The sequence below is a fragment of the Sandarakinorhabdus sp. genome (assembly GCF_040398665.1).
GTDB lineage: Bacteria > Pseudomonadota > Alphaproteobacteria > Sphingomonadales > Sphingomonadaceae > Sandarakinorhabdus.
The window spans coordinates 173,753-195,239 of sequence record NZ_JBBATQ010000005.1; the positions used below are offsets into that span (position 1 = coordinate 173,753).

The 21,487-nt window shown below is 67.1% G+C and carries 25 protein-coding genes and 1 tRNA gene; 9 read left to right on the forward strand and 17 right to left on the reverse strand.

The window, feature by feature from the left end; translation table 11 throughout:
* Positions 1–8 precede the first annotated feature (8 nt).
* The 5 genes from ABWP22_RS09005 to mnmA all read right to left on the reverse strand — a co-directional run bounded on the left by ABWP22_RS09005 (position 9) and on the right by mnmA (position 5,662).
* Positions 9–1,031: a flagellar motor switch protein FliG gene (locus tag ABWP22_RS09005; protein ID WP_353199627.1), complete on the reverse strand. Its 1,023-nt coding sequence runs from the start codon at positions 1,029–1,031 to the stop codon at positions 9–11.
* Positions 1,028–2,812: a flagellar basal-body MS-ring/collar protein FliF gene (fliF, locus tag ABWP22_RS09010; RefSeq protein WP_353199628.1), complete on the reverse strand. Its 1,785-nt coding sequence runs from the start codon at positions 2,810–2,812 to the stop codon at positions 1,028–1,030. The genes ABWP22_RS09005 and fliF overlap by 4 nt, the downstream gene beginning before the upstream one ends.
* A 20-nt stretch (positions 2,813–2,832) precedes the next feature.
* A complete protein-coding gene (gene fliE, locus ABWP22_RS09015) occupies positions 2,833–3,177 on the reverse strand; it encodes a flagellar hook-basal body complex protein FliE (RefSeq protein WP_353199629.1) in 345 nt (114 codons plus the stop codon).
* Positions 3,174–4,388: a sigma 54-interacting transcriptional regulator gene (locus tag ABWP22_RS09020; RefSeq protein ID WP_353199630.1), complete on the reverse strand. Its 1,215-nt coding sequence runs from the start codon at positions 4,386–4,388 to the stop codon at positions 3,174–3,176. The genes fliE and ABWP22_RS09020 overlap by 4 nt, the downstream gene beginning before the upstream one ends.
* A 146-nt stretch (positions 4,389–4,534) precedes the next feature.
* A complete protein-coding gene (mnmA, locus tag ABWP22_RS09025; RefSeq protein WP_353199631.1) occupies positions 4,535–5,662 on the reverse strand; it encodes a tRNA 2-thiouridine(34) synthase MnmA in 1,128 nt (375 codons plus the stop codon).
* A gap of 141 nt (positions 5,663–5,803) precedes the next feature.
* Here mnmA and ABWP22_RS09030 point away from each other — a divergent pair, with 141 nt between their 5' ends.
* Together ABWP22_RS09030 and ABWP22_RS09035 are read left to right on the forward strand one after the other, a co-directional pair.
* Positions 5,804–6,088: a DUF1153 domain-containing protein gene (locus ABWP22_RS09030; protein WP_353199632.1), complete on the forward strand. Its 285-nt coding sequence runs from the start codon at positions 5,804–5,806 to the stop codon at positions 6,086–6,088.
* 135 nt (positions 6,089–6,223) lie between these two features.
* Positions 6,224–6,928 (forward strand): response regulator transcription factor, encoded by a 705-nt coding sequence (locus tag ABWP22_RS09035; RefSeq protein ID WP_353199633.1) that lies wholly within the window; start codon positions 6,224–6,226, stop codon positions 6,926–6,928.
* A gap of 121 nt (positions 6,929–7,049) precedes the next feature.
* Here the strand turns inward: ABWP22_RS09035 and ABWP22_RS09040 are convergent, their stop codons facing one another.
* From ABWP22_RS09040 to ABWP22_RS09065, 6 genes are all read right to left on the reverse strand, one after another.
* Positions 7,050–7,760: an RNA methyltransferase gene (locus ABWP22_RS09040; protein WP_353199634.1), complete on the reverse strand. Its 711-nt coding sequence runs from the start codon at positions 7,758–7,760 to the stop codon at positions 7,050–7,052.
* Positions 7,761–7,799: 39 nt separating this feature from the next.
* A complete protein-coding gene (gene nrdR, locus ABWP22_RS09045; protein WP_353199635.1) occupies positions 7,800–8,279 on the reverse strand; it encodes a transcriptional regulator NrdR in 480 nt (159 codons plus the stop codon).
* The gene (locus ABWP22_RS09050; protein WP_353199636.1) at positions 8,279–8,680 is read right to left on the reverse strand and encodes a hypothetical protein; all 402 of its coding nucleotides are present in this window, start codon (positions 8,678–8,680) and stop codon (positions 8,279–8,281) included. Before ABWP22_RS09050 ends, nrdR begins: the two co-directional genes overlap by 1 nt.
* Positions 8,681–8,701: 21 nt before the next feature.
* Entirely contained in the window at positions 8,702–10,012 is a 1,311-nt protein-coding gene (glyA, locus tag ABWP22_RS09055; protein WP_353199637.1) for a serine hydroxymethyltransferase, read from the reverse strand.
* 10 nt (positions 10,013–10,022) lie between these two features.
* Positions 10,023–10,466, reverse strand: coding sequence for a ribose 5-phosphate isomerase B (gene rpiB, locus ABWP22_RS09060; RefSeq protein WP_353199638.1), 444 nt, complete (start codon positions 10,464–10,466; stop codon positions 10,023–10,025).
* 75 nt (positions 10,467–10,541) lie between these two features.
* Positions 10,542–11,234: a VIT1/CCC1 transporter family protein gene (locus tag ABWP22_RS09065; RefSeq protein ID WP_353199639.1), complete on the reverse strand. Its 693-nt coding sequence runs from the start codon at positions 11,232–11,234 to the stop codon at positions 10,542–10,544.
* A gap of 231 nt (positions 11,235–11,465) precedes the next feature.
* Here ABWP22_RS09065 and ABWP22_RS09070 point away from each other — a divergent pair, with 231 nt between their 5' ends.
* Positions 11,466–11,831 (forward strand): nuclear transport factor 2 family protein, encoded by a 366-nt coding sequence (locus ABWP22_RS09070; RefSeq protein WP_353199640.1) that lies wholly within the window; start codon positions 11,466–11,468, stop codon positions 11,829–11,831.
* Between the two features lie 71 nt (positions 11,832–11,902).
* Here ABWP22_RS09070 and ABWP22_RS09075 read toward each other — a convergent pair whose 3' ends face one another.
* The 3 genes from ABWP22_RS09075 to murI are packed head-to-tail and all read right to left on the reverse strand — an operon-like array spanning position 11,903 to position 14,172.
* The gene (locus ABWP22_RS09075; protein ID WP_353199641.1) at positions 11,903–12,934 is read right to left on the reverse strand and encodes an enoyl-CoA hydratase/isomerase family protein; all 1,032 of its coding nucleotides are present in this window, start codon (positions 12,932–12,934) and stop codon (positions 11,903–11,905) included.
* Positions 12,931–13,383, reverse strand: a complete 453-nt coding sequence (locus tag ABWP22_RS09080) for a PaaI family thioesterase (RefSeq protein ID WP_353199642.1) — start codon at positions 13,381–13,383, stop codon at positions 12,931–12,933. Before ABWP22_RS09080 ends, ABWP22_RS09075 begins: the two co-directional genes overlap by 4 nt.
* 9 nt (positions 13,384–13,392) lie before the next feature.
* Entirely contained in the window at positions 13,393–14,172 is a 780-nt protein-coding gene (gene murI / locus ABWP22_RS09085; RefSeq protein WP_353199643.1) for a glutamate racemase, read from the reverse strand.
* 48 nt (positions 14,173–14,220) lie between these two features.
* On the opposite strand from murI, the gene ABWP22_RS09090 reads away from it, so the two are divergent.
* Positions 14,221–15,111, forward strand: a complete 891-nt coding sequence (locus tag ABWP22_RS09090; protein ID WP_353199644.1) for a lysophospholipid acyltransferase family protein — start codon at positions 14,221–14,223, stop codon at positions 15,109–15,111.
* Between the two features lie 6 nt (positions 15,112–15,117).
* Here ABWP22_RS09090 and ABWP22_RS09095 read toward each other — a convergent pair whose 3' ends face one another.
* Positions 15,118–17,391, reverse strand: a complete 2,274-nt coding sequence (locus ABWP22_RS09095; protein ID WP_353199645.1) for a penicillin acylase family protein — start codon at positions 17,389–17,391, stop codon at positions 15,118–15,120.
* Between ABWP22_RS09095 and ABWP22_RS09100 the strand changes: the two genes are divergently transcribed.
* The 5 genes from ABWP22_RS09100 to ABWP22_RS09120 are packed head-to-tail and all read left to right on the forward strand — an operon-like array spanning position 17,390 to position 20,642.
* On the forward strand, positions 17,390–17,527 hold the full coding sequence (locus ABWP22_RS09100; RefSeq protein WP_353199646.1) for a hypothetical protein: 138 nt from the start codon (positions 17,390–17,392) through the stop codon (positions 17,525–17,527). The two genes, ABWP22_RS09095 and ABWP22_RS09100, sit on opposite strands and share 2 nt — an antisense overlap.
* Positions 17,528–17,579: 52 nt before the next feature.
* Positions 17,580–18,575 carry a porphobilinogen synthase gene (gene hemB, locus ABWP22_RS09105; protein ID WP_353199647.1) on the forward strand — a complete coding sequence of 332 codons (996 nt, stop codon included), beginning with the start codon at positions 17,580–17,582 and terminating at the stop codon, positions 18,573–18,575.
* The gene (gene argC / locus ABWP22_RS09110) at positions 18,575–19,612 is read left to right on the forward strand and encodes an N-acetyl-gamma-glutamyl-phosphate reductase (protein WP_353199648.1); all 1,038 of its coding nucleotides are present in this window, start codon (positions 18,575–18,577) and stop codon (positions 19,610–19,612) included. The genes hemB and argC overlap by 1 nt, the downstream gene beginning before the upstream one ends.
* Positions 19,609–20,133 carry a GNAT family N-acetyltransferase gene (locus ABWP22_RS09115; RefSeq protein ID WP_353199649.1) on the forward strand — a complete coding sequence of 175 codons (525 nt, stop codon included), beginning with the start codon at positions 19,609–19,611 and terminating at the stop codon, positions 20,131–20,133. Before argC ends, ABWP22_RS09115 begins: the two co-directional genes overlap by 4 nt.
* Positions 20,130–20,642 carry a gamma carbonic anhydrase family protein gene (locus tag ABWP22_RS09120; RefSeq protein WP_353199650.1) on the forward strand — a complete coding sequence of 171 codons (513 nt, stop codon included), beginning with the start codon at positions 20,130–20,132 and terminating at the stop codon, positions 20,640–20,642. The genes ABWP22_RS09115 and ABWP22_RS09120 overlap by 4 nt, the downstream gene beginning before the upstream one ends.
* 151 nt (positions 20,643–20,793) lie before the next feature.
* Here ABWP22_RS09120 and ABWP22_RS09125 read toward each other — a convergent pair whose 3' ends face one another.
* Together ABWP22_RS09125 and ABWP22_RS09130 are read right to left on the reverse strand one after the other, a co-directional pair.
* Positions 20,794–21,207, reverse strand: a complete 414-nt coding sequence (locus tag ABWP22_RS09125; RefSeq protein ID WP_353199651.1) for a holin family protein — start codon at positions 21,205–21,207, stop codon at positions 20,794–20,796.
* Between the two features lie 186 nt (positions 21,208–21,393).
* A tRNA-Pro gene (locus ABWP22_RS09130) sits at positions 21,394–21,470 on the reverse strand.
* Positions 21,471–21,487: the final 17 nt, after the last annotated feature.

A 21,487-nucleotide genomic window follows, 5' to 3' on the forward strand; every position in this document is an offset into this window, starting at 1 on the left:
ATGCACGCTCACAGCATCGCCTCCCCGGCGGTCGGCAGGGTCAGCGCGCCGCTATCGCCCAGCCGGCGCACGGTGCGGCACAGATCGCGCTGCGCGGCATCGACCTCGCTGCGCTTCATCGGCCCGCGTTCGGCCAATTCATCCTGCAATTGCGCCGCGGCGCGTTTCGACATGGCGCCGAAGATCAGCTCTTTCAGGCCGGCACTGGCGGCCTTCATGGCGACCGCCAGCAAGCCGGGATCGACCTCGCGCAGCACGAGCTGCATGTCCTTCTGCGACAGGCCGAGCAGATCTTCGAAGATGAACTGCTGGCTTTCCAGTTCGGCGGCGAGATCGGCATTGACGCTCATCAATGCATCGAGCAGCGCACCGCGGCCGCGCGCCTTCTTGATGACCGCCGCCGTGAAGTCCGTGCCGGCCAGCCTGGCCGAATCGCGATTGGTGCCGACCCCGCGCAACTTGGCCTCCAGATCGGCCTCCAGCCCGGCCAGATCCTGGATATTCACCGGCTGCAGCGTCGCCAGCCGCGCCGCCACATCGGGTTGCAAGGCTTCGGGCAGGCCATCCAATGTGGTCGCGGCGCGGTCTTCGGGCAAATGCGCCAGCACCACCGCGATGGCCTGCGGGTGTTCATCGGCGATCAGGCTGGCCAGCGCCGGCCCATCCACCCAATCCAGCACGGCAAAGCGCCGGCCGGCCGCTGGCGGCCCGATGCGTTCGATGATGGTATCGGCGCGTGGGCTTCCCAGCGCCTTGCCCAGCCGCTGCCGCACCTGCCGCCCCTGGCTGTCGAGCGCCGTCACCTGCGCGGTGCGCGCCAGAAATTCATCGAGCACCGCATCAATGGCTTCCGGCGCGATTTCGGCGACGGTCAGCATCGCTTCGCCCACCTGCTGCACCTCGGCCGGGGTCATGCCGGCCAGCATTTCGGCGGCCTGCGCCTCTTCCAGCACCAGCAACAGGATGGCGCATTTCTGCGCGCCGCTCAGGCCGGCAGCGGGATCGGGCTTGGGGGCGGGCAGCGCGCTCATGCGGCCTCTGCCTCGGATACATCGATCGCCTCGGCGGCGGCCGGCGCTGCCGCTGCAACGACGTCCGGGCGATTGTCGGCAAGCAGCATCTGCCGGGCCACCGCCATGGCACGATCGCGATCGCCGCTCACCAGATCGCGGGCCTGGCCCAGTTTTTCCTGATAATCGAGCGCCTGCGGCGCGGCCCGCTTCAGTTCGCCGCCATCCAGCGGCTCGCCCTCTGCGCCGGCCGCCACCGGCGACACCGACAGCCCGACGGATTCGGCCAGCCCGCCCAGGCCGATGGCGCCCAGCATGCTGCCCAGCGTGCTGCCCGCCGCTGCGGCCGCCGCCCCGGCATCACCGGCGACCACGGCGGCGGCCAGCGCCGCAGCCTTGGCCTTGCGCCGGCCACGCCAAACCAGCAACCCGATGGCGAGCAGCAGCAGCACGCCGCCGCCCAGCGCAATCCATTGGCCATAATCCTGCACCACCGGCGCCTGATACCAGGCCTTCGGCGCGGCTTCTTCGGGGGCGAAGGCGCGCATCTGCACCTCCACCAGATCGCCGCGCGCCGCATCGAAGCCCATGGCGCCGCGCACCAGCCGCTGGATATTGGCGATATCCCGGGTGGCCGTCTTGCCCAGCGCTGCACTGTCGACCAGCACCGCCACGCTCAGCCGCTTCACCCGTGGCGCGCCAGCCCTGGTGACCGACACATCCTTGCCGATTTCCCATTGCCGCGCGGCGGTTTCGGCGGTCACCGCGGGCGGCGGCGCGGCGGCAGCGGCGGGCGCCGGCGGATTGCCGGTGACTTGCGCGGCCTGCGGCACGGTGTTGGTCAGCGCGCCGGGGATGCCGGCGGCTGGCGGGGCGGCCCCGTCCATGTTGCGGCTGGTCTGTTCGGTCTTCACCGTGCCTTGCGGCTGATACCGCTCGCTGGCCGAATCATTCTGCGAGAAATCCACATCCGCCGCGACTTCGGCCGTGAAGCGCCCCGGCCCCAGCATCGGCGTGAGCAATTTCATCAGCCGTTCGCGCACCAGCGCTTCCAGCCGCTGTTGATAGGCCAGTTGCTGGCCATCGCCCGACACGCCGGCCGACAGCAGGGTGCCGGATTGATCGACGACACTCACCCGATCACCGGCCAGGCCGGGCACCGAGGTGGCGACCAGCCAGATCACGGCGCGCACCTGCGCTTCGGACAGGCTGCGCCCCGGCGCCAGCGTGATGAACACGCTGGCCGACGGCGCGGCGCGGTCGCGGATGAACACCGATGGTTCCGGCGTGGCAACATGCACGCGCGCCGCCTTCACGCCGTCGATGGCCTCGACACTCAAGGCCAGTTCGCGTTCCAGCGCCGCCTTCAGGCGGGCCGCCTCCACCGATCGCGATGCGCCCAGGGGCATATTGTCCAGGCCCGTGGCTGCGGCGCTGGATTTGGGCAGGCCCTGCCCGGCCAGCAGGATGCGGGCGCGGGCGAGATCGCCGGCCGCGACCTCCACGGTGCCGGTGTCGGCGTTCACCCGGTGATCGAAATTGGCGGCGGCCAGCGCTTCGGTCACGGCGGCGGCATCGGCATCGGACAGGCCGGGCCACAACGGCCGCCAATCCGGCGTGCGCAGCGCCATCACTGCCAGCGCCAACGCTGCGAGCAGCGCGATGACGATCAGCGCCGGGCGGGCCTGCACCAGCGCCGGGCTGCCGGCCAGCGCGCGCAGGCGATCCGAAGGCGCGCCGGATGCCGACAGCGGTGGCTCGGCGGACAAGGCCACATCAGAGAGGACGGCAGCGTCGCTCATGGTTCAGGATGCCCCGCCCTTCACAGGGGCAAGTTCATCACGTCCTTGTAGGCCCCGATCAGGCGATTGCGCGCCTGCAACGTGGCTTCAAAGGCAAGTGAGGCTTTCTGGCGGGCGATCATGACGCTGGCGAGATCGTGGCTCTGACCGGTTTCATAGGCGGTGACGGCCGCGCCGGCCTGATCCTGAATGGCGCTGACCTGGCGCAGCGCGGTATCGAGCGCCGCACCGAAGCGCGGCTGTTCGCCGGGAGCGCCGGGCAGCACCCCGCCCTGATCAAGCGGCGCGCGCAGGGCAACATTTTGCGCCAGGATCTGCTGGCGCAGCTTCAGGATCGCGCTGCTGTCGACCGGCGGCAGCATCATTGCACCATCGCCGCCACGCCGTCAGGCCGGCGCAGGCCGGCCAGCTTGTAGCGCAAGGTGCGTTCGGAAATGCCGAGGACACGCGCCGCATCGCGCCGATTGGCATTGCCGGCGAGGGCGCGGGCGATGGCGCCCTGCTCGGCGATCCGCACCGCACCGGGCAAGGCCAGGTGCACAGGATCGCCCGGCAATGCATGCGGCAGGACAGTGGGGCAGGCATCGATCATCAGATCGCCCGCCTCGATCACCGGCCCGTCGCACAGCACCAGCGCGCGATCGAGCACATTGCCCAGTTCCCGGACATTGCCCGGCCAGCCGTGCGCCAGCAGCAGCGCCCGGGCTGACGGCGCCAGCCACGGCACCAGGCCTGCACCGCTGGTCGCGCGGCGCAGCAGCCAGTGGGCGGCGATGGCCAATATGTCCGCCGGCCGCGCGGCCAGCGGCAGGGTGCGCAACGGAAACACCGCCAGCCGCCAGTAAAGATCGGCGCGGAACCGTCCGGCCGCCACCTCGGCCGCAAGATCGCGATTGCCTGCCGCAATGATCCGCACATCCACCGCCACCGGGCGGGTGGCACCCACCGCCATCACGTCGCGTTCCTGCAACACGCGCAGCAGCTTGGCCTGTGCGGCCAGCGGCAGTTCGGCGACTTCATCAAGGAACAGGCTGCCGCCGTCGGCGCTGCGCACCAGGCCGGGCGCCGCCTGCACCGCGCCGGTAAACGCGCCGCGTTCATGGCCGAACAACGTGGCCTCCACCATCTGATCGGCCAGCGCCGCGCAGTTGATCGCCACCAGCGGCTGGGCGTGGCGCGGCGAGGCGGCATGGACCAGCCGGGCCAGGCCTTCCTTGCCGGTGCCGGTCGGCCCTTCGATCAGCACGCCGGTGGGGGTGGCCCCGACGCGGCGGGCCAGATCGAGCAGCGCCCGGCTGGCAGGATCGGCGGCGGCCGGCGCATCGGGGCGGGCAAAGGCGGCGGCCAGCGCCAGCGCCCAATCCTCATCGCCCGGCGCCACATCGATCTGCAGGCTGCGCGCCTGCAATCGCGCCTGCCCGCGCCGGGCCGGGGCCAGATGCAGGCAGCGCTGCGATTCAAGCCGCGGCGTTATCGGCCGTTGATCGCCAATGATGACCGCAAGATCGGCGGGATCAAAGCGGTCGAGGCCGGGAAGCCAGTGTGGCGGTGGCAGGGCGGGGATGGGCGTGCTCATGCCCTTCCCCAAGGCAATTTGCATGCCAAGTGCGAAGCTGAACGGATGCGGTGACTGCATCCGTTAACAGGATATTGAATGTCAAATAGCTGACGGCCAGACCGTCAACAGGCCGCCACATCGTCGTTGGCGTGACTGTGCCGCTGTCAGGCCGTTTGGACGGCGCCCATGGTGGCGGCGATGGTGCCGCCAGCGACCAGACGATCCCCGACATAGGCCACCGCCGCCTGGCCGGGCGCGACGCCATATTGCGACGCATCGAACTGCACCACATCCCCCACCAGCCGCGCCGGCGCCAGCGGTGCCATCGATCGCACCTTCACCATCAGCGGACCATCACACGCACCCAGCCGGTTGATGCCATCCAGTTGCACCGCCGCCACCGCCAGCGCCCGGCGCGGGCCGGCAATCACCCGGCCAGCAGCGGCATCGATGCCGATCACGTAAAGCGGTTCGGCCTGCCCGCCGAGTTCGAGCCCGCGCCGTTGGCCCACGGTGAAGCGGTGGATGCCATTGTGGCGGCCAATCACCACGCCGCCGGCATCGACGATGTCGCCCGGCTGCGCCAGGTCCGGCCTTATGCGTTCCACCACGGCGGCATAATCGCCGCCCGGCACGAAACAGATATCCTGGCTGTCCGGCTTGGCCGCGACGCCCAGGCCAAAGGCTTCGGCCAGCGCGCGGGTTTCCGCCTTGGCCAGCGCGCCCAACGGAAAGCGCAGATAATCCAGCTGGGCCTGCGTGGTGGTCCACAGGAAATAGCTCTGGTCTTTGCCATGGTCGCCGCCGCGATGCAGTTCAGCGCCACCCGCGCCTTCAAGGCGCTGCACATAATGGCCGGTGAGCAGCGCTTCGGCCCCCAGATCGCGTGACAGGGCGAGCAGATCGGTGAACTTGACGGTGCGGTTGCACTCCACGCACGGCACCGGCGTGCGCCCGGCGGCATAGGCATCGACGAACGCGTCGATCACGCTGTTCCGAAAGCGGCTTTCCATGTCGACAACGAAATGCGTGATGCCCAGACGATCGGCGACGGCGCGGGCATCGCGGATGTCGGCACCGGCGCAGCAGGCGCCCGGCCGGCGCGCCGCAGCGCCGCTGTCATAAAGTTGCAGCGTGATGCCGACCACGTCGCAGCCGGCAGCATGGGCCAGCGCCGCCACCACGCTGCTGTCCACACCGCCCGACATGGCGACCGCAACCCGCCGCCCGGCCAGCGGTGCGAGCACGGCATGCGCGGCAGCCGGGGCCAGAATTGAAGCGGGGACATGCATTGGATGTCGGGAATGGGCACGCGGCCCGCCGCCGTCAAGTCTTGGCAAATCGTAAAGGCTGCGGCGCAGGTGCCGTGAAACAGGCACCACGCAACCCATGACCAATCCGCCCCGTATCTCGGGCCGGAAGGAGGAGCACGCATGTCGTTCATGTCGCCGCCACCGCCCGGCTTTGGCAGTGATCCGCTGCCCCCGGATGATACGGTGCGCTGGGTGCCAAGCCGCAAGGCCGCCGTGCTGAAGGCGATCAACGACGGCCGAATCAGCCTGGACGACGCCTGCCAGCGCTGGCGTTTGAGCCTTGAGGAGATTCAACTCTGGCAGCGCGCCGTGGACAGGGTTGGTACGCCGGGTCTGCGCGTGACACGGGTGCAAATCTACCGGCCTCTTTTCGACGCCTTGGAGACCAATATTAAGAATAACTGAACATTCTGAAATATTTATGAAAAATTTTCCGCTGGGGTATTTACGGATGGCGGTAATACTGATTACACACCGCTTGGGGTCGGTGTCGGGCGTATTGCGCCTGGTAGGGGTCAAACCGAGTCCGGAGACGATTGGATGCGCGTCCTTTTGATTGAAGACGATCGTGCCATGGCCCGCAGCGTCGAGCGCATGCTCGACGATGCGAGCATCGAGCACGAAACCGCCAGCACGGGTGAGCTGGCGCTGGAATATGCCCGCACCTATGAATTCGATGTGATCCTGCTGGATCTCACCCTGCCGGACATGAACGGTCATGAGGTGCTGCGCCAGTTGCGGCAACTGCGCATCAACACGCCGGTGCTGATCCTGTCGGGCGATGCCGAAACCGGCACCAAGGTCAGCGGGTTTGGCGCTGGCGCGGATGATTATGTCACCAAGCCGTTTGACCGCCAGGAATTGATGGCCCGGCTGCACGCGCTGGTGCGGCGCAGCCAGGGGCATGGCCAATCGGTGATCATCACCGGGCCGGTGGCGGTCGATCTGGCCGCACGCAGCGTTACGGTCGATGGCAAGCGGGTGGCGCTCACCGGCAAGGAATATGCCATCCTGGAAATGCTGTCGCTGCGCAAGGGCATGACCTTGACCAAGGAAATGTTCCTCACCCATCTTTATGGCGGCCGCGACGAGCCGGAACTGAAGATCATCGACGTGTTCGTGTGCAAGCTGCGCAAGAAATTGCACCTGTCCGGCGCGCCGGCATCGGGCTGCATCGAAACCGTGTGGGGCCGCGGCTATTCGCTGCGCGATCCCGAACCGACGGAATATCCTGCCGTTGCTTGATCGGGTGGCCTGATCCGACCACAGCAACGAAGCGACCAAAAAGGTCGCCGGCGCATGAGCCCGCCGGCGACCTTTTTCATGTCAGGCCGGTCATTGCCCCGATGCTTTGCCGCTTCGCAGGTCAGCCCGGCTTGCCGCCAGGTCGCCCCGCCAGATTGCGCACCACACCGCGCAGGAACTGCACTTCGGCGCCGGTGAAGCCGGGGCGGGTGAAGACATTGACCAGCATGCGGCGCGACGCTTCGGCGAGGCCGGGGGCGGGATTATACCAGCCGGTTTCCGTCAGCCGCGCCTCCAGCGCCGCGATCAGGCCGGCGAGTTCGGCGCCGGCGGCCGGGCCATCATGGTTGACCATCGCCGACGCGGCCGGCGCCGCATGTCCCACCACCCAGGCATAGCCCAGCACCGCCACCGCCTGCGCCAGATTGAGGCTGCCGAAATCCGGATTGCTGGGGATGGTGCACAGGGCATGGCAGGCGAGCAGATCATCGCGCGTCAGCCCGGTGCGTTCCGGCCCGAACACCAGCGCGCTGCGGCTGGGCAACGCCTGCATTTCGGCCACCGCGCCGGCCGGCGAGGTGACGCGGCAGACATGGGTGCGCATGGTCATCGCCGTGCCGATGGTCAGGTGGCAATCGGCGATGGCATCGCCCAGCGAATCATAGACACGCGCCGATTCGATCACCGCATCGGCCCCCGCCGCCGAAGGCCCGGCATCGGCATTGGGCCAGCCATCGCGCGGCTGCACCAGCCGCAGATCGGTGAAACCGAAATTCAGCATGGCCCGCGCCGCCGCGCCGATATTCTGGCCAAGCTGTGGACGCACCAGCACGATCGCAGGTGTATTGGTCGGCAATGTCGCTGCGTCCACTTATGCGCTCTCGCCCTTGGTGCCGTTCACCGCATCCGACAGGCCGCCCACGAAGGTTTCGAAATCCTTCGCCTCGCGGAAATCGCGGTACACGCTGGCGAAGCGGATATAGGCGACCGGATCGAGCGCCTGCAATGCCACCATCACCAGTTCGCCCACCACCTGTCCGTCGATTTCGCTTTCGCCCAGCGATTCCAGTTGCCGCACCACGCCGTTGACCAGCCGTTCGATGCGTTCGGGTTCGACCGGGCGCTTGCGGCAGGCAATCTCGATACTGCGCGCCAGCTTGTCGCGTTCGAACGGCTCGCGCTTGCCGCTTCTCTTGACGATCACCAGTTCGCGCAACTGCACCCGTTCGAAGGTGGTGAACCTGCCGCCACACGCCGCGCACTGCCGCCGCCGCCGGATCGCCGACCCGTCTTCGGTCGGCCGGCTGTCCTTCACCTGGGTGTCATCATTGCCACAAAACGGACAGCGCATCAGCTTTTCTTGCTCACGCTGCGCATGAAGCCAAGGCCGGCGCCCGCCGCCGCCCACAGCAGCGGCCCGAACGGCAGCACAAGGCTGGCAATGGCCCCGGCGCCCGCGCCAATGGCGACATTGCGCGCCAGCGTGTTGGGAATATTGGACTTGGCCCAACCGTCGGCTCGGCTGACCAGTTCCGTCGCCTGTTTGCCGACATCGCTTTCCAGCGCCTTGCGGCCATATTCGCTGTCGGCGGCCTGACGCGCCAGGCCTTCGGCCTTGGTGAAGGCCGTGTCGGTGACATCGGCAACCTTGCGGCCGGCATCGGTGGCCACGAACTTCTTGCCGGCTGCCAGCGCGTCCGCGGCCAGATCATCGACCTTCTGGTTGAAGTCCTTGGGCTGTTCGTCGCTCATGCTCCGCTCCTCGCTGGCGGATCAGCCGCCTGGATAGATCGGGAAGCGCGCGCACAAGGCCCGCACCCGCTGGTTGACCGCCTGTTCGACCCCGGCATTGCCATCATGCCCGTTCACCGCCAGCCCGTCCAGCACATCAGCGATCATGTCGCCGATGGCCTGGAATTCGGCGACGCCAAAGCCGCGGGTGGTGCCGGCTGGCGAACCGACGCGGATGCCGCTGGTCTTGGTGGGCGGCAATGGATCGAACGGCACGCCATTCTTGTTGCAGGTGATGCCGGCGCGCTCCAGTGCTTCATCCGCGTCCTTGCCGGTCAAGCCCTTGGGGCTGAGATCGATCAGCGCCAGATGGGTATCGGTGCCGCCGGCGACCACGGCACAGCCGCGCGTCACCAGGCGCGCCGCCAGCGCCTGCGCGTTGCTGACCACATCACGGGCATAAGCCTTGAATTCCGGCTGCAACGCCTCGCCAAAGGCCACCGCCTTGGCCGCGATCACATGCATCAGCGGCCCGCCTTGCAGGCCGGGGAACACCGCACTGTTGAATTTCTTGCCCAATTCGGCATCGCGCGACAGGATCATGCCACCACGCGGGCCGCGCAGCGTCTTGTGGGTGGTGGTGGTCACCACATCGGCGTGCGGGATCGGTGACGGATGGATGCCGGCCGCAACCAGCCCGGCGAAATGCGCCATATCGACCAGCAGCCGCGCGCCAACCTTGTCGGCAATGGCGCGGAACGCGGCGAAATCGATGACGCGCGGGTAGGCCGAACCGCCCGCAATGATCAGCACCGGCTTGTGTTCCACCGCCAGCCGCTCGACCTCGTCATAGTCGATCAGATGATCTTCGCGGCGCACGCCATATTGAATTGCGTTGAACCATTTGCCGCTCTGCGCCGCCTTGGCCCCATGGGTCAGGTGGCCGCCGGCATCCAGGCTCATGCCCAGGATGGTGTCGCCGGGCTTGGTCAACGCCAGCATCACCGCGCCATTGGCCTGCGCGCCCGAATGCGGCTGCACATTGGCATAGGCGGCGTCAAACAACTGCCTGGCACGATCGATGGCGAGTTGTTCGACCACGTCCGACGGGTGGCAGCCTTGGTAATAGCGCTTGCCGGGATAGCCTTCGGCATATTTGTTGGTGAACACCGATCCCTGCGCCTGCAGCACGGCGCGGCTGACGATGTTTTCCGATGCGATCAGTTCGATCTGATTCTGTTGCCGATCGAGTTCCATGGCGATGGCGGCGGCCACCGCCGGGTCGCTATGCGCCACCGGCGTTTCGAAAAAGCCGGTATCGGCAGGCTGGGCCACGGCAGGACGGGTGCTCATCTGTCTCTCCTCAACCCAGCTTGGCAACGCGGCCAGCATGGCGGCCGCCTTCGAATGGGGTGGCCAGAAATTCGGCCACGCAGTCGCGGGCAACTTCGGTTCCGATTATCCGGCTGCCGAGCGCGATGCAATTGGCATCATTATGTTGCCGGGCCAGCCGCGCCATCAAGCCGCTGGTGACCAGCGCACAGCGCACCCCGGCGATGCGATTGGCGGCGATCGAAATGCCGATGCCGCTGCCGCACACCGCAATGCCCTGTGTCGCCTGCCCGGCCGCCAGCGCTTCACCCAGCGCACGGCCAAAATCGGGATAATCGACGCTCGCTTCGCCATCCGGCCCCAGATCCAGCACCGCATGCCCGGCCGCGCGCAGATCCGCCACCAGCATCGCCTTCAGCGCATAGCCGGCATGATCGGATGCCAGCGCGATCACCTGGTTGGAAGCTGTTGCCACGCGCCAATTCCTTCCCGCTGCCGTTGTCGCTGCGGCTCTACAAGCGCCGCCGGTTGCCGGCAATGCCGCGCGACCTCAAATCGCCGTGCCGACCAGCCGCCCGATGCCGGCCGTCAACGCCATGGCCAGCGCCCCCCAGAACAGCACCCGCAGCGTGGCGCGCAGCGGCGGCGCGCCGCCCACACGCGCGCCGACATAGCCGAGCAGCGCCAGAAACAGCAGCGCGCCGGCCGCCTGACCCGCCGCCATCAGCGGCATCGGCAGCAGCGCCGCCAACAGCAGCGGCAGCGCCGCACCCACCGTGAAGGTGGCGGCAGAGGTGAAGGCGGCCACCACCGGCTGCGCCGCGGTGAGTGTGGTGATGTGCAATTCGTCGCGGGCATGCGCGCCCAGCGCATCATGCGCCATCATCTGCGCCGCCGCGGCCGCCGCGGTTTCTTCATTCAGGCCGCGGGCCACATAGATCTCCGCCAGTTCGGCCAGTTCATGCGCCGGATCGGCGGCCAGTTCGGCGCGCTCCCGCGCCAGATCGGCGGCCTCGGTATCGGATTGGCTGCTCACCGAGACATATTCGCCCGCCGCCATCGACATGGCGCCCGCCACCAGCCCGGCGACACCGGCCACCAGCAACGCCGGCCGCGCCGCGCCAGACGCCGCCACGCCCAGGATCAGGCTGGCGGTGGAGACAATGCCATCATTGGCCCCCAGCACCGCCGCGCGCAGCCAGCCGATGCGGGTGACGAGATGGGATTCGCGATGGAGGCGCATTTGCGATCGTCCGATGGAACCGCGACCGGGCAGCGGCCGAGCCACCATGCAGCCTGCGCCCGCCAGCGCAAGACGGGTTGGGCCCGGATTGACTTCGGCCGGTCGTGGACTCTGAAAGGTTCCGGGTGCGTCATCATGCACACATGTCCTTGGCAAGCCGGTGGTTGGCCGGCATGATGGCTTGGGGATGTCGGCGACGCACTGGGCGTTTGCCCGTCCGAAGGGCCAAATATGACCATCAGCCATGCCGACATCGTACAACGTGGGTGGGACGCGGTTGGCCGCGGCGATTGGGACACGCTGATCGCCGATTACCTGCCCGACATGCTGTTCGTGATGCCGGGGCAGGCGGACGAACTCCACGGCACCGCAGCGTTTCGCGGCGCGCTGGAAAATCTGGGTGCGGCGCTGCCGCCGGGGTTCGAGATCACCGCCCTGCGCCAGATTTCCGATGGCGACGAGGTGGTCTCGATCCTGAACTGGAAGAGCGCCAAGTGCGACTCCAGCCAGCTCGCCGTGCTGTTCCGCTTTGCCGGCGACAAGATCAGCGAAGAGCGCTGGTTCGTGGATACCGTGCAGTGGCAGGCGTGTTTTTGAGGCGGGATTGCATTCAAGTAAAAACGTAAAACGCCCTCCCCGCAGGGGGAGGGCGTTCGGCCCGATACGCCTCACTCGAACGTCAGATCCCCCGTCTCCGGCACCTCCAGGTGGCGCGCCACGTCATCATCGCTCACGCCTTCCAGCGTCGCCGGCTGCCATTTCGGGTTGCGATCCTTGTCGATCAATTGCGCGCGGATGCCTTCGAAGAAATCATGGCCATTCCGGATTTCGCAGACCATGCGATATTCGTGTCTAAGCGCATCCTCGATCGCCACGCCGCGCGCCAGCCGCAGGCCGGCGAGCGACAATTTGCACGACGTGGGCGACATGCGGGCGATGGTGGCAGCCTGCGCCTGCGCCCAATCATCGCCGACACTCAGGCTGGCGACAATATCTTCCACCCGATCATGGCCGAAATGATAATCGATGGCGTCGCGCACCTGGGCCAACGGCGCTTCGCCGGGGTCTTCGTCGAAGGCCGCCAGCAGTTCGGCCACCGGTTCATGGCTGGTGCTGAGCAGATCGCGCAAGGCGGGCAGATGTGACGACGGCACATGGTGGGTGGCGATGCCGCAATAGCGCAGATCGGCTGCCTTCAACCGCGCGCCGGTCAGCGCCAGCCATGCCCCGATCTCACCGGGCAACGCGGCCAGCGCATGGGTGCCGCCCACATCGGGAATCAGGCCGATGCCGGTTTCGGGCATGGCAAACAGCGTGCGTTCGGTGGCGATGCGGTACGGCCCGTGGATGGAAAGGCCCACGCCGCCGCCCATGGTGATGCCGTCGATCAAGGCCAGCCACGGCTTGCCGCAACGCGCGATCGCCTGGTTCATGCGATATTCGTCGTGGAAGAAATTCTCCCACAACGCCCGGTCCTGCCGGCCTTCGCGGCCGAGCAGCGCGACATCGCCGCCGGCGCAAAACGCCCGGTCACCAGCGCCGGTGATGACGATATGGGCGATGGCAGGATCGCCCATGGCATCGATGATGGCGCGGTGGATGGAAACCGCCATCGGGTGATTCAGCGCGTTCAGCGCCTCGGGCCGGTTGAGCGTGATCCACAGCGCATGGCCACGGGTTTCGAACAGGACTTCACTCATTTGCGGTCCACCAGTTGGCCGGGTTCCGGCAGTTCGACGGGGATCGCCGAGGTTGTCAGCCGGGCCAGCAGCGTGCCGGCTTCGTCGAACAGATCGGCCTCCATGAAGGCGACACGCTTGCCGAGCTTCAGGCAGCGCCCGGTGGCGAACAGCGGCACGCCAAACTTGGCGGGAGCGAAGAAACTGGTTTTGAGTTCGATGGTCGGAATGCCGATGCGCTTGCCGGATTTGATGATGGCGGCAAAGGCGGCCGCATCATCGAGCATGGCGACCATGATCCCGCCCTGGATATTGCCCATCGGGTTGCGGCAGGCGGCAACGGGCTGAAACTTCATCTTCACCCAACCGGCCGCACTGTCGATCTCCAGGATTTCCTGGCCCAGTATTTCGGCGGTGGGCGGCACGAACCGGTTCATGCGCGCCTTCAATTCCTCATCGTCCAGGGCCATGGCTCGCCTTCATTGCTGCATGCTGAGACCATAGCGGTGCAGCGCCGGGGCGAGCAGGTCAAGCTCATCATCCTTGCCAGTAAACAGCGCGCGGCCCTGCCCGGTTCCTTGCCGTCCGCGCGCGCCCAGCAGATCGGCCACCCGCCGCGCAATGCCGGCGCCGCCATCCACAAAGCCCATCCCCGCCGGCGCCGCCGCGCGCAATTGTGGTTCAAGCAATGGGAAATGCGTGCAGGCCAGCACGATCCGATCGATGCGCTGCCCGCCCGGCTGATCGAGCAGCCCGGCCAGTTCCGGCGCCACGTCCGCCGCCGTCACCGCGCGCCCGCGCAACTGTGCCTCCGCCAGCTCCACCAGCCGCGCCGAGCCATGGCGCAGCACCGTGCAATCGCCGGCATGATCGGCCGACAAGCGGTCCACATAAGGCTGCCGCACCGTCGCCTGCGTGCCGAGCACCCCGATCACCCGTGTGTTCGACTGTTCCGCCGCCGGCTTGATCGCCGGCACCGTGCCGACCACCGGCACATCCAGCACCGCCCGGGCGTGGGCCAGCGCAATGGTCGATGCGGTGTTGCAGGCAATCACCAGCAAATCGGGCTTCAGCCGTTCCGTCAACCGGCCGAGCAGCGCGCACACCCGCGTCGCCACCTCCATCTCGGTCTTGGTGCCATAGGGAAAACCGGCGTTGTCGGCGACATAGGTGATGTCGATCGCCGGCAACAGCGCGCGCACGTCATCAAGGACCGACAAGCCCCCAATCCCGGAATCGAGCATAACGATCTGCGCCATGATTTGGCCCATAGCGGCGCGCGCGCAGTTGCGGCAAGAAGCGCGGGCATGAACGCCGAAACCGCCCCAACTGCCTTGTCTGACAATTGGCCGCCCCCGATGCCGGACGCCAGCGGCTTTGTCGCGCCGCCGGTGCCCAGCTCGCGCGCCGCACTGGCGCGCTTTGCCCGCGCCGTGGCGGCCGATCCCGCCGGCGGGCTGCGCGTCACGGCACGCGCGCTGTGGCTGGCCGCCGTCGCGGCGCTGTGCGTGCCGATGCAATTGCTGTGGCGCAAATTCAGCAGCCGAGAATCGCCCTGGGCGCAGCGCTTCCTGCGCTGGGGCGGCCGCGCCTGCGGCATAAGGGTGCGGGTGATCGGGCAGCCGGTGCCGGACAAGGTGTTCTACATCGCCAACCACCTCAGTTGGACCGACGCCCTGATCCTGGGCGGCTGCACCGGCGCGGTGTTCGTTGCGCAGCACGGCATCGCCGTCTGGCCCGGCCTCGCCTTCCTGTGCCGCATCAACGATACGATCTTCGTCAACCGCAGCGATCGGCTGGGCGTGCCGGCGCAGATCGCCGCCATCCGCGCCGTCTTCGCCGGCCGCAGCCGCGTCGCCATGTTCGCCGAAGGCACAACCAGCGACGGCCGCCGCCTGTTGCCGTTCAAGGCGCCGCTGTTCGCCATGCTGCTGCCGCCGCCATCGGGCGCCACGCTGCAACCCGTGGTGATCGATTGCGACGAAGCGGGGCGCAACCTCGCCTGGATCGGCCTGGAAACCGGCGCGCAGAACGCCTGGCGGCTGTTGTCTCGCCCCGGCACCTGGGAGGTGCGCGTGCACTTCCTTGAGCCCTTCAGCCCCGCCGACATGCCCGACCGCAAGGCGCTATCGGCGCAGGCGCGCAGCGCGATCGTGGCGAAATTGTCGGAAACCCTGGGCGGGCGCCCGGTGGTGTGATCGGCCCTATTCGCTGATCACCACCGCTGCCCCCTTGCGGGCGGCCGCAATTTCGGCGGGCGTGAAGGGCATATGATGCCAGCGTTTGGCCGAATATTCCTTGGTCTGGTCGCCGAAATGCGGCGATTCCGGGTTGGTGGATTGGGAATAGCTCAACAACGCATCGGCCACCGGCCCGGCGGCATCAAAGCCCACAACCTGGATATAACTGGTGCCGTGCATCGGGGTGAAGCCGGTGGGCACAACCACCGATTGCTGCACGTTGAGCACGCCCAGCTCGCCGTGGGCGCCGTGGATGGCAATCCGATCCTGATTGCGCTGGGCAAATTGCACATCGCCCCAACGCGCATCCAGCGCGATGCCTTCGGTGCGCAGCCGTTCCACCGCCGCCTTCAGGGCGGTGCGCAGGGTTTCGCCCACAGCCCCATCGGTGTTCAGATCGCGCGGCGTGTTCACCGGATCGGCCACATCGAATTTGGTGCGCCAGATCGCCGGGTTGCTTTCCACCCGGGTCCAGAAGGCGGCGAACAGATAGGCACCGCGGCTGTCGTTGTCGAACCGCCGGTTCCACCCCGCCAACGCGGTGCAGGCATCGGCCAGACTGGCATCTGCCACGCAAAGCGGCAGCAACGCCGGCAGCACCAGATCGGCGGCCAGGCTCTTGTTGGCAAAGGCCATCGTCTTGGCGATGCGGCGGTCCAGCTTGCCGGCGGCCAGTTGCGCTTCGATTTCGACCAGGCCCGATCGGGTGCGCAGCGTGCGCAGGCTTTGCGCCGCGCCCAATATCGGCGACAGCGTTGCATAGGGCGCGCGCGGGCTGTTCAGCCAATAGCTGTCGTTGCTGTTGGCGGCATAATCCGTGCGCGCCACCACCGCCTGATCCGCGGCCGGCATCAAGCCGGGCACCGGTGTGCCCTTGGCCACCTGCCAGTCACACGCCGCCTTGCTGCCATCCAGCACCACCAGCCGCGCCCGCGATGCCAGCAACGGCTTGGTGGCCGGCGTTGCACAGGCATCGATCTGCGCCGCCGTCACATTGGGCACCGCCGTCACATCGGCCAGCAGCGCGTTGCCGGCGCGATCCGCCGCGATGGTGTTGACCCAGGGAATGCCCAGCGAGCTTTCCACCGCCGTGCGGACCTCCGCCGTGCTTTTCGCCTGCCCGATGGCCAGCCAGGTCATCAAGCCGCGCTGGTTGTTGTGATTGGCATCGCGGATGGCAAAGGCCGTCTTGGCGCCCCAGCCCATGAACGCCGCCGGCACCACAACCAGCGCGCCAAAGCGGCTGCCATAGACCGTGCGGGTCACCGGCGCGGTGCCGTCGGGCATCGGCACGGTGACCACCATCTTGGTCATCTTCTCGCGCTTGCCGTCCACCAGATAGGCAGTGGGGTCCGCAGGGTCGAGCGTCAGTTGAAACAGGGTGAAGTGCCGCGACGCCGTGACCGTGTGGGTCCAGGCGACATCCTTGTTGAAGCCCAGCGTCGGCATCGGCGTGCCGGCCAGGCCACCGCCCATCACGTCATACACGCCGGGGATGGTCACATGCATCTGCCAGAAGCGGTTCGGCCCGTTCCACGGGAAATGCGGATTGCCCACCAGCAGCCCGCGGCCATCGCTGGTCACCTCGCTGCCAAAGGCCCAGCCGTTGCTGCCGATGCCGTTGCCACCATCATCCAGATTGAAGGCGACCGGTTCGGCACGCGCCACCGCCTTTGCGGCCGGCGGCGCCGCCGCGGCAATGCCGGCGGCCAGCGGCAAGGATCCGGCCAGCAGCATCTGTTTTTCGTTCAGGCGCAACATGTCATCCCGGGTGATCGGCCGCACCCAGGCCTTGCCCCGGCACGCCGCCGGCACACCCGCTGGCCCCGCATCCCGCAAGAAACGGTTATAGCCGGCCACATAGCCATCGATCAGATCAACCGCCGCCCTCGCCTGCTTCGCATGGCCCTGGCGCAGCGCCTTCATGTCGATCTGGCTGCGAAAAAACACATCCGACGCCAGATTGTCGATCGGATCAAACGCCACGACAACCTTGCCCGCCGGGCCAAAGTGGCGCGAACGCTCGCCATTGATGGTGACGAATTCTTCGGCCAACAGGCACAGATTGTCCTGCGCATAGGCATAGGCCACGCCATAGGCCGCGCCGCGCCAATCCTTGGCGGTGATGTGCGGAATGCCAAAATCCGTGCGCTGTATGCTGGCCGCATAACGCGGCGCGGCCTGTGCCGTGGTGGCCACGCCCACCAGCGCCACCGCCAGCAGCAATTTCTGCGTCATGATCATCCCCGATATCGCCGTTGTTCTGGTTGTTGCCGGGCAGTGTGGCCATATTGCCCGCCAGATCAAGCGGATTGCGATGTGGTGGGGTTGTCGGAACCACGGGGCAAATCCTGATCTGGCAACACTTGGCTGACGTGTTGCCGGGAAGGCGTGACAGGGGGGAAGCGGCGCGGTAATCCACGGGCATGACTCACGCTTCTTACCCCGCCGCCCGCCTGCGCCGCACCCGCATGACCGCCTGGAGCCGCGATCTGCATCGCGAAACCAGCCTGTCGCCGGCCAATCTGATCTGGCCGCTGTTCCCCACCGAAGGCCATGACCAGGAAGTCCCGGTGGGCACCATGCCGGGCGTGTCGCGATTGAGCGTGGACCGGCTGGCCAAGGCCGCCAAGGAAGCCGCATCGCTCGGCATTCCGGCGGTCGCGCTGTTCCCGCACACCAGCCCCGACAAGCGCAGCGAGGATGCGGCCGAAGCGTTGAACCCGGACAATCTGATCTGCCGCGCCATCCGCGCCATCAAGGATGCCGCGCCCGAAATCGGCGTGCTCACCGATGTGGCGCTCGATCTTTACACAAGCCACGGCCACGACGGCTTGTTGAGCGAGGCTGGCGAGATCCTGAACGATGCGACGGTGGAAATGCTGGTCGGCCAATCGCTGAACCAGGCGCGCGCCGGCTGCGATATCATTGCGCCGTCGGACATGATGGACGGGCGCGTGGCGGCAATCCGCGCCGGGCTGGAAGGCGACGGCTTTTACAGCACGCAGATCATGGCCTATTCGGCGAAATATGCTTCAGCCTTCTATGGCCCCTATCGCGATGCGGTGGGCAGCGGCGGCGTGCTGAAGGGCGACAAGAAAACCTATCAGATGGACCCGGCGAACAGCCGCGAAGCGATCCGCGAAGTGGCGCTGGATATCGCAGAGGGTGCGGATTCGGTGATGGTGAAGCCGGGGATGCCCTATCTGGACATCATCCGCGCCATCCGTGACGCCTTCGACGTGCCGGTGTTCGCTTATCAGGTGAGCGGCGAATATGCGATGCTGGAGGCGGCGATTGCGGCCGGCGTGCTGGACCGCAACCGCGGCGTGCTGGAGGCGCTGATGAGCTTCCGCCGCGCGGGCTGTTCAGGTGTGCTGACCTATCACGCGCCGCTGGCGGCGCGCTTGCTGGGGGCGTGATGCAAGATCGATTGCGCATCGCGGTGCTGGGGGCTTCGGGCTATACCGGGGCCGATCTGGTGCGCCTGGCCATCACCCATCCGCGCATCGAGATTGCGGCGCTGGCCGCCAATGCCAATGCCGGGCAGGCGATGGCGGATATCTGGCCGCATTTCGCGCCCTATCCGGCGTTGCCGCGCCTGATCAAGGCCGATGCCATTGATTACAGCGGCATCGATGCGGTGTTCGGCTGTCTGCCGCATGCAGCCTCGGCCGAATTGCTTGGCACGTTGATGGACAAGCGCATCATCGATCTTTCGGCCGATTTCCGGCTGAAGGATGCGGGCACCTATGCTGATTGGTATGGCGGCGCGCATCCGGCGCCGGCCTTGTTGCCCGACGCCGTCTATGGCCTGACCGAATTTGCGAAGGCGTCGCTGCCCGGCGCGCGGTTGGTCGCCTGCCCCGGTTGCTATCCCACGGCCGTATTGCTCGCCCTGCTGCCGCTGGTCGCCGCCAAGGCGATTTCGGCGGAGAAGATCACGGTCAACGCGCTGTCCGGCGTGTCGGGCGCCGGGCGCAGCCTGAAACAGGCCAATCTGTTTCCCGAAGTTGCCGAAGCCGTGCACCCCTATAGCATCGGCGCGCACCGCCACATGCCGGAGATGGAGCAGGAGCTGTCGCTGCGCGCCGGGCGGGCGGTGACGATCAGCTTCACGCCGCATCTGGTGCCGATGAACCGCGGCGAGCTGGTGACGTGCATCGTCGAAACCCCGCACGGCGCCGATTATCTGCGCGACGTGCTGGCCGATGCCTATACCGATGAACCGTTCGTGCATCTGCTGCCCGGTGCGCAAGCGCCGGCCACGCGGATGGTGCGCGGCAGCAATCACGTGGTGATAAACGCGTTTGCCGATCGCGTGCCTGGCCGCGCCATCGTGATCGCCGCCATCGACAATCTGGTGAAGGGCTCATCCGGCCAGGCCATCCAGAATTTCAACCTGATGTTCGGCCTGCCCGAAACCACGGGACTGGAACAAGCGCCGCTGTTTCCGTGATCGAAACGCCGCGCCTGGTGATCCGGCCGTGGGTGGAGGCAGACCGCGCGCCCTTTGCCGCCATGGGCGCCGACCCGCACGTGATGGCGCATTTTCCCAGCCTGCTGAGCCGGGCCGAAAGCGATGCGCTGGTGGATCGCATCATGGCGATGATGGCCGATCAGGGCTTCGGCTTCTGGGCCGTCGCCCGGCGGGACACGGGGGCGTTCATCGGCTTTTGCGGCCTCAATCGCGTGAGCTTCCCATGCCCGGTGGAAGGTGAGATCGAAATCGGCTGGCGGCTGGCGCACAGCGCCTGGGGCCATGGCTTTGCCCGCGAGGCGGCGCAGGCCTGCCTGGATTGGGGCTTCGGGCACGGCCTGCAGCGGATCACCAGCTTCACGGTGGCGGCCAATACCCGTAGCTGGGGCCTGATGCAGCGGCTGGGCCTGCAGCGCCGGGCCGATCTGGATTTCGATCATCCGCGCCTGGCACCGGACAGCCTGCTGCGCCGCCATATCGTCTATGAGGCAAACGCGTGACATTGCACCCCTTTGGTTCTCACACGCCGCAACTGGCCGACGATGTGTTTGTGGCGCCGGGCGCACAGATCATCGGGCGGGTCACCATCGGCGCCGGCAGTTCCGTGTGGTTCAACTGTGTGCTGCGCGGCGATGTCGGCGCGATCACGGTGGGCGCGCGCACCAACATCCAGGATGGATCGATCGTGCACGTGACCGGCGGGCGGTATGATACGCTGATCGGCGACGATGTGCTGATCGGCCATGGCTGCATCATCCACGGCTGCACGATCATGGATCATGGCTTTGTCGGCATGGGCGCGGTGGTGCTGGACGGCGCGGTGGTGGAGCCTGACGCCATGCTGGCGGCCGGCGCATTGCTGACACCGGGCAAACATGTGGCCAGCGGCGAATTATGGGCCGGGCGGCCGGCGAAGTTGCTGCGGATGTTGAGCGCCGAGGAGATTGCGCGCAACCGGGCCGGGGCGGCGGGGTATGCGCGGTTGGCGCAGGTGTATCGGGACGGTTGAGGGGGGGAATGATCCCCATTGCGCCCACCCCCAGCCCCTCCCCCTTGCGGGAGGCGTGCGTTGTGCGCCTGAACCAAACGGCTCCCCTCCCGCTTGCGGGCGGGGTTGGCGGTGGGGGTGCCTGGCACCTGACCTCCCAGGAATGGACAGATTATTTATCCGTCCCCTTCGTCTTCCCCCATTGGCGCGCGGCGGTGTAGCCAAGATAGCCGGTGCCGAAGAGCGCATAGAGCGGTTCGGGCAGACCATTCAGATAGCGTGTCATCCCCGTTGCGATGTCGTGCGCCATCTGCGGTTGCACGGCGGCGATCAGGCCCATCGGGATCGACCACAGCAGCAGCGCATACATCACATAGAGGAAACTGGGCCGCGCCCGGCTGGTCCAGGGATCGTTGCTGCCGGCCTCCGCGACGATCGCCGACAATTGCGTGTTCAACAGTTCGAGTTCCTGGCTGTTCTGCAACTTCAGCAGTTCGAGCTTGGCAGCATCGCGCGCCTTGGGATCGGGGATGATCTTGTCAATCAGGCCAGCGACGGGAGCGATGAGAGCGTTGAGAATGGACATGACGCGCCTTTCCGGTTTTCGGGAGGCGCAATGATTAACCAATTTGGTTCGTGTAGGACAGGGCAGTCCTGGGTTTGGGACGGGCGCAACCCCTCTGCCCCCGGATCAAGTCCGGGGCAGGCTGCTCGCCTTTGGCGAGACGCCCTCTCCGACAAGGGAAGAGGGGAAACAAGGGGGAAATGAAAATGGTCGGAGCGACAGGATTCGAACCTGCGACCTCCAGACCCCCAGTCTGATGCGCTACCAGGCTGCGCTACGCTCCGAGCCAGCGCGGGGGTTA

Bases quoted from the DNA above. Each gene is read 5' to 3' on its own strand.
- ABWP22_RS09020 (WP_353199630.1), bottom strand. From the start codon at position 4,388: ATGAGCACGCCCATCCCCGCCCTGCCACCGCCACACTGGCTTCCCGGC.
- ABWP22_RS09035 (WP_353199633.1), top strand. From the start codon at position 6,224: ATGCGCGTCCTTTTGATTGAAGACGATCGTGCCATGGCCCGCAGCGTC.
- ABWP22_RS09100 (WP_353199646.1), top strand. From the start codon at position 17,390: ATGATCATCCCCGATATCGCCGTTGTTCTGGTTGTTGCCGGGCAGTGT.
- ABWP22_RS09095 (WP_353199645.1), bottom strand. From the start codon at position 17,391: ATGACGCAGAAATTGCTGCTGGCGGTGGCGCTGGTGGGCGTGGCCACC.
- fliE (WP_353199629.1), bottom strand. From the start codon at position 3,177: ATGATGCTGCCGCCGGTCGACAGCAGCGCGATCCTGAAGCTGCGCCAG.
- ABWP22_RS09075 (WP_353199641.1), bottom strand. From the start codon at position 12,934: ATGAGTGAAGTCCTGTTCGAAACCCGTGGCCATGCGCTGTGGATCACG.
- glyA (WP_353199637.1), bottom strand. From the start codon at position 10,012: ATGAGCACCCGTCCTGCCGTGGCCCAGCCTGCCGATACCGGCTTTTTC.
- nrdR (WP_353199635.1), bottom strand. From the start codon at position 8,279: ATGCGCTGTCCGTTTTGTGGCAATGATGACACCCAGGTGAAGGACAGC.
- ABWP22_RS09090 (WP_353199644.1), top strand. From the start codon at position 14,221: ATGAACGCCGAAACCGCCCCAACTGCCTTGTCTGACAATTGGCCGCCC.
- hemB (WP_353199647.1), top strand. From the start codon at position 17,580: ATGACTCACGCTTCTTACCCCGCCGCCCGCCTGCGCCGCACCCGCATG.
- ABWP22_RS09050 (WP_353199636.1), bottom strand. From the start codon at position 8,680: ATGAGCGACGAACAGCCCAAGGACTTCAACCAGAAGGTCGATGATCTG.
- ABWP22_RS09030 (WP_353199632.1), top strand. From the start codon at position 5,804: ATGTCGTTCATGTCGCCGCCACCGCCCGGCTTTGGCAGTGATCCGCTG.
- murI (WP_353199643.1), bottom strand. From the start codon at position 14,172: ATGGCGCAGATCGTTATGCTCGATTCCGGGATTGGGGGCTTGTCGGTC.
- ABWP22_RS09125 (WP_353199651.1), bottom strand. From the start codon at position 21,207: ATGTCCATTCTCAACGCTCTCATCGCTCCCGTCGCTGGCCTGATTGAC.
- argC (WP_353199648.1), top strand. From the start codon at position 18,575: ATGCAAGATCGATTGCGCATCGCGGTGCTGGGGGCTTCGGGCTATACC.
- ABWP22_RS09005 (WP_353199627.1), bottom strand. From the start codon at position 1,031: ATGAGCGCGCTGCCCGCCCCCAAGCCCGATCCCGCTGCCGGCCTGAGC.
- fliF (WP_353199628.1), bottom strand. From the start codon at position 2,812: ATGAGCGACGCTGCCGTCCTCTCTGATGTGGCCTTGTCCGCCGAGCCA.
- mnmA (WP_353199631.1), bottom strand. From the start codon at position 5,662: ATGCATGTCCCCGCTTCAATTCTGGCCCCGGCTGCCGCGCATGCCGTG.
- ABWP22_RS09065 (WP_353199639.1), bottom strand. From the start codon at position 11,234: ATGCGCCTCCATCGCGAATCCCATCTCGTCACCCGCATCGGCTGGCTG.
- ABWP22_RS09080 (WP_353199642.1), bottom strand. From the start codon at position 13,383: ATGGCCCTGGACGATGAGGAATTGAAGGCGCGCATGAACCGGTTCGTG.
- ABWP22_RS09070 (WP_353199640.1), top strand. From the start codon at position 11,466: ATGACCATCAGCCATGCCGACATCGTACAACGTGGGTGGGACGCGGTT.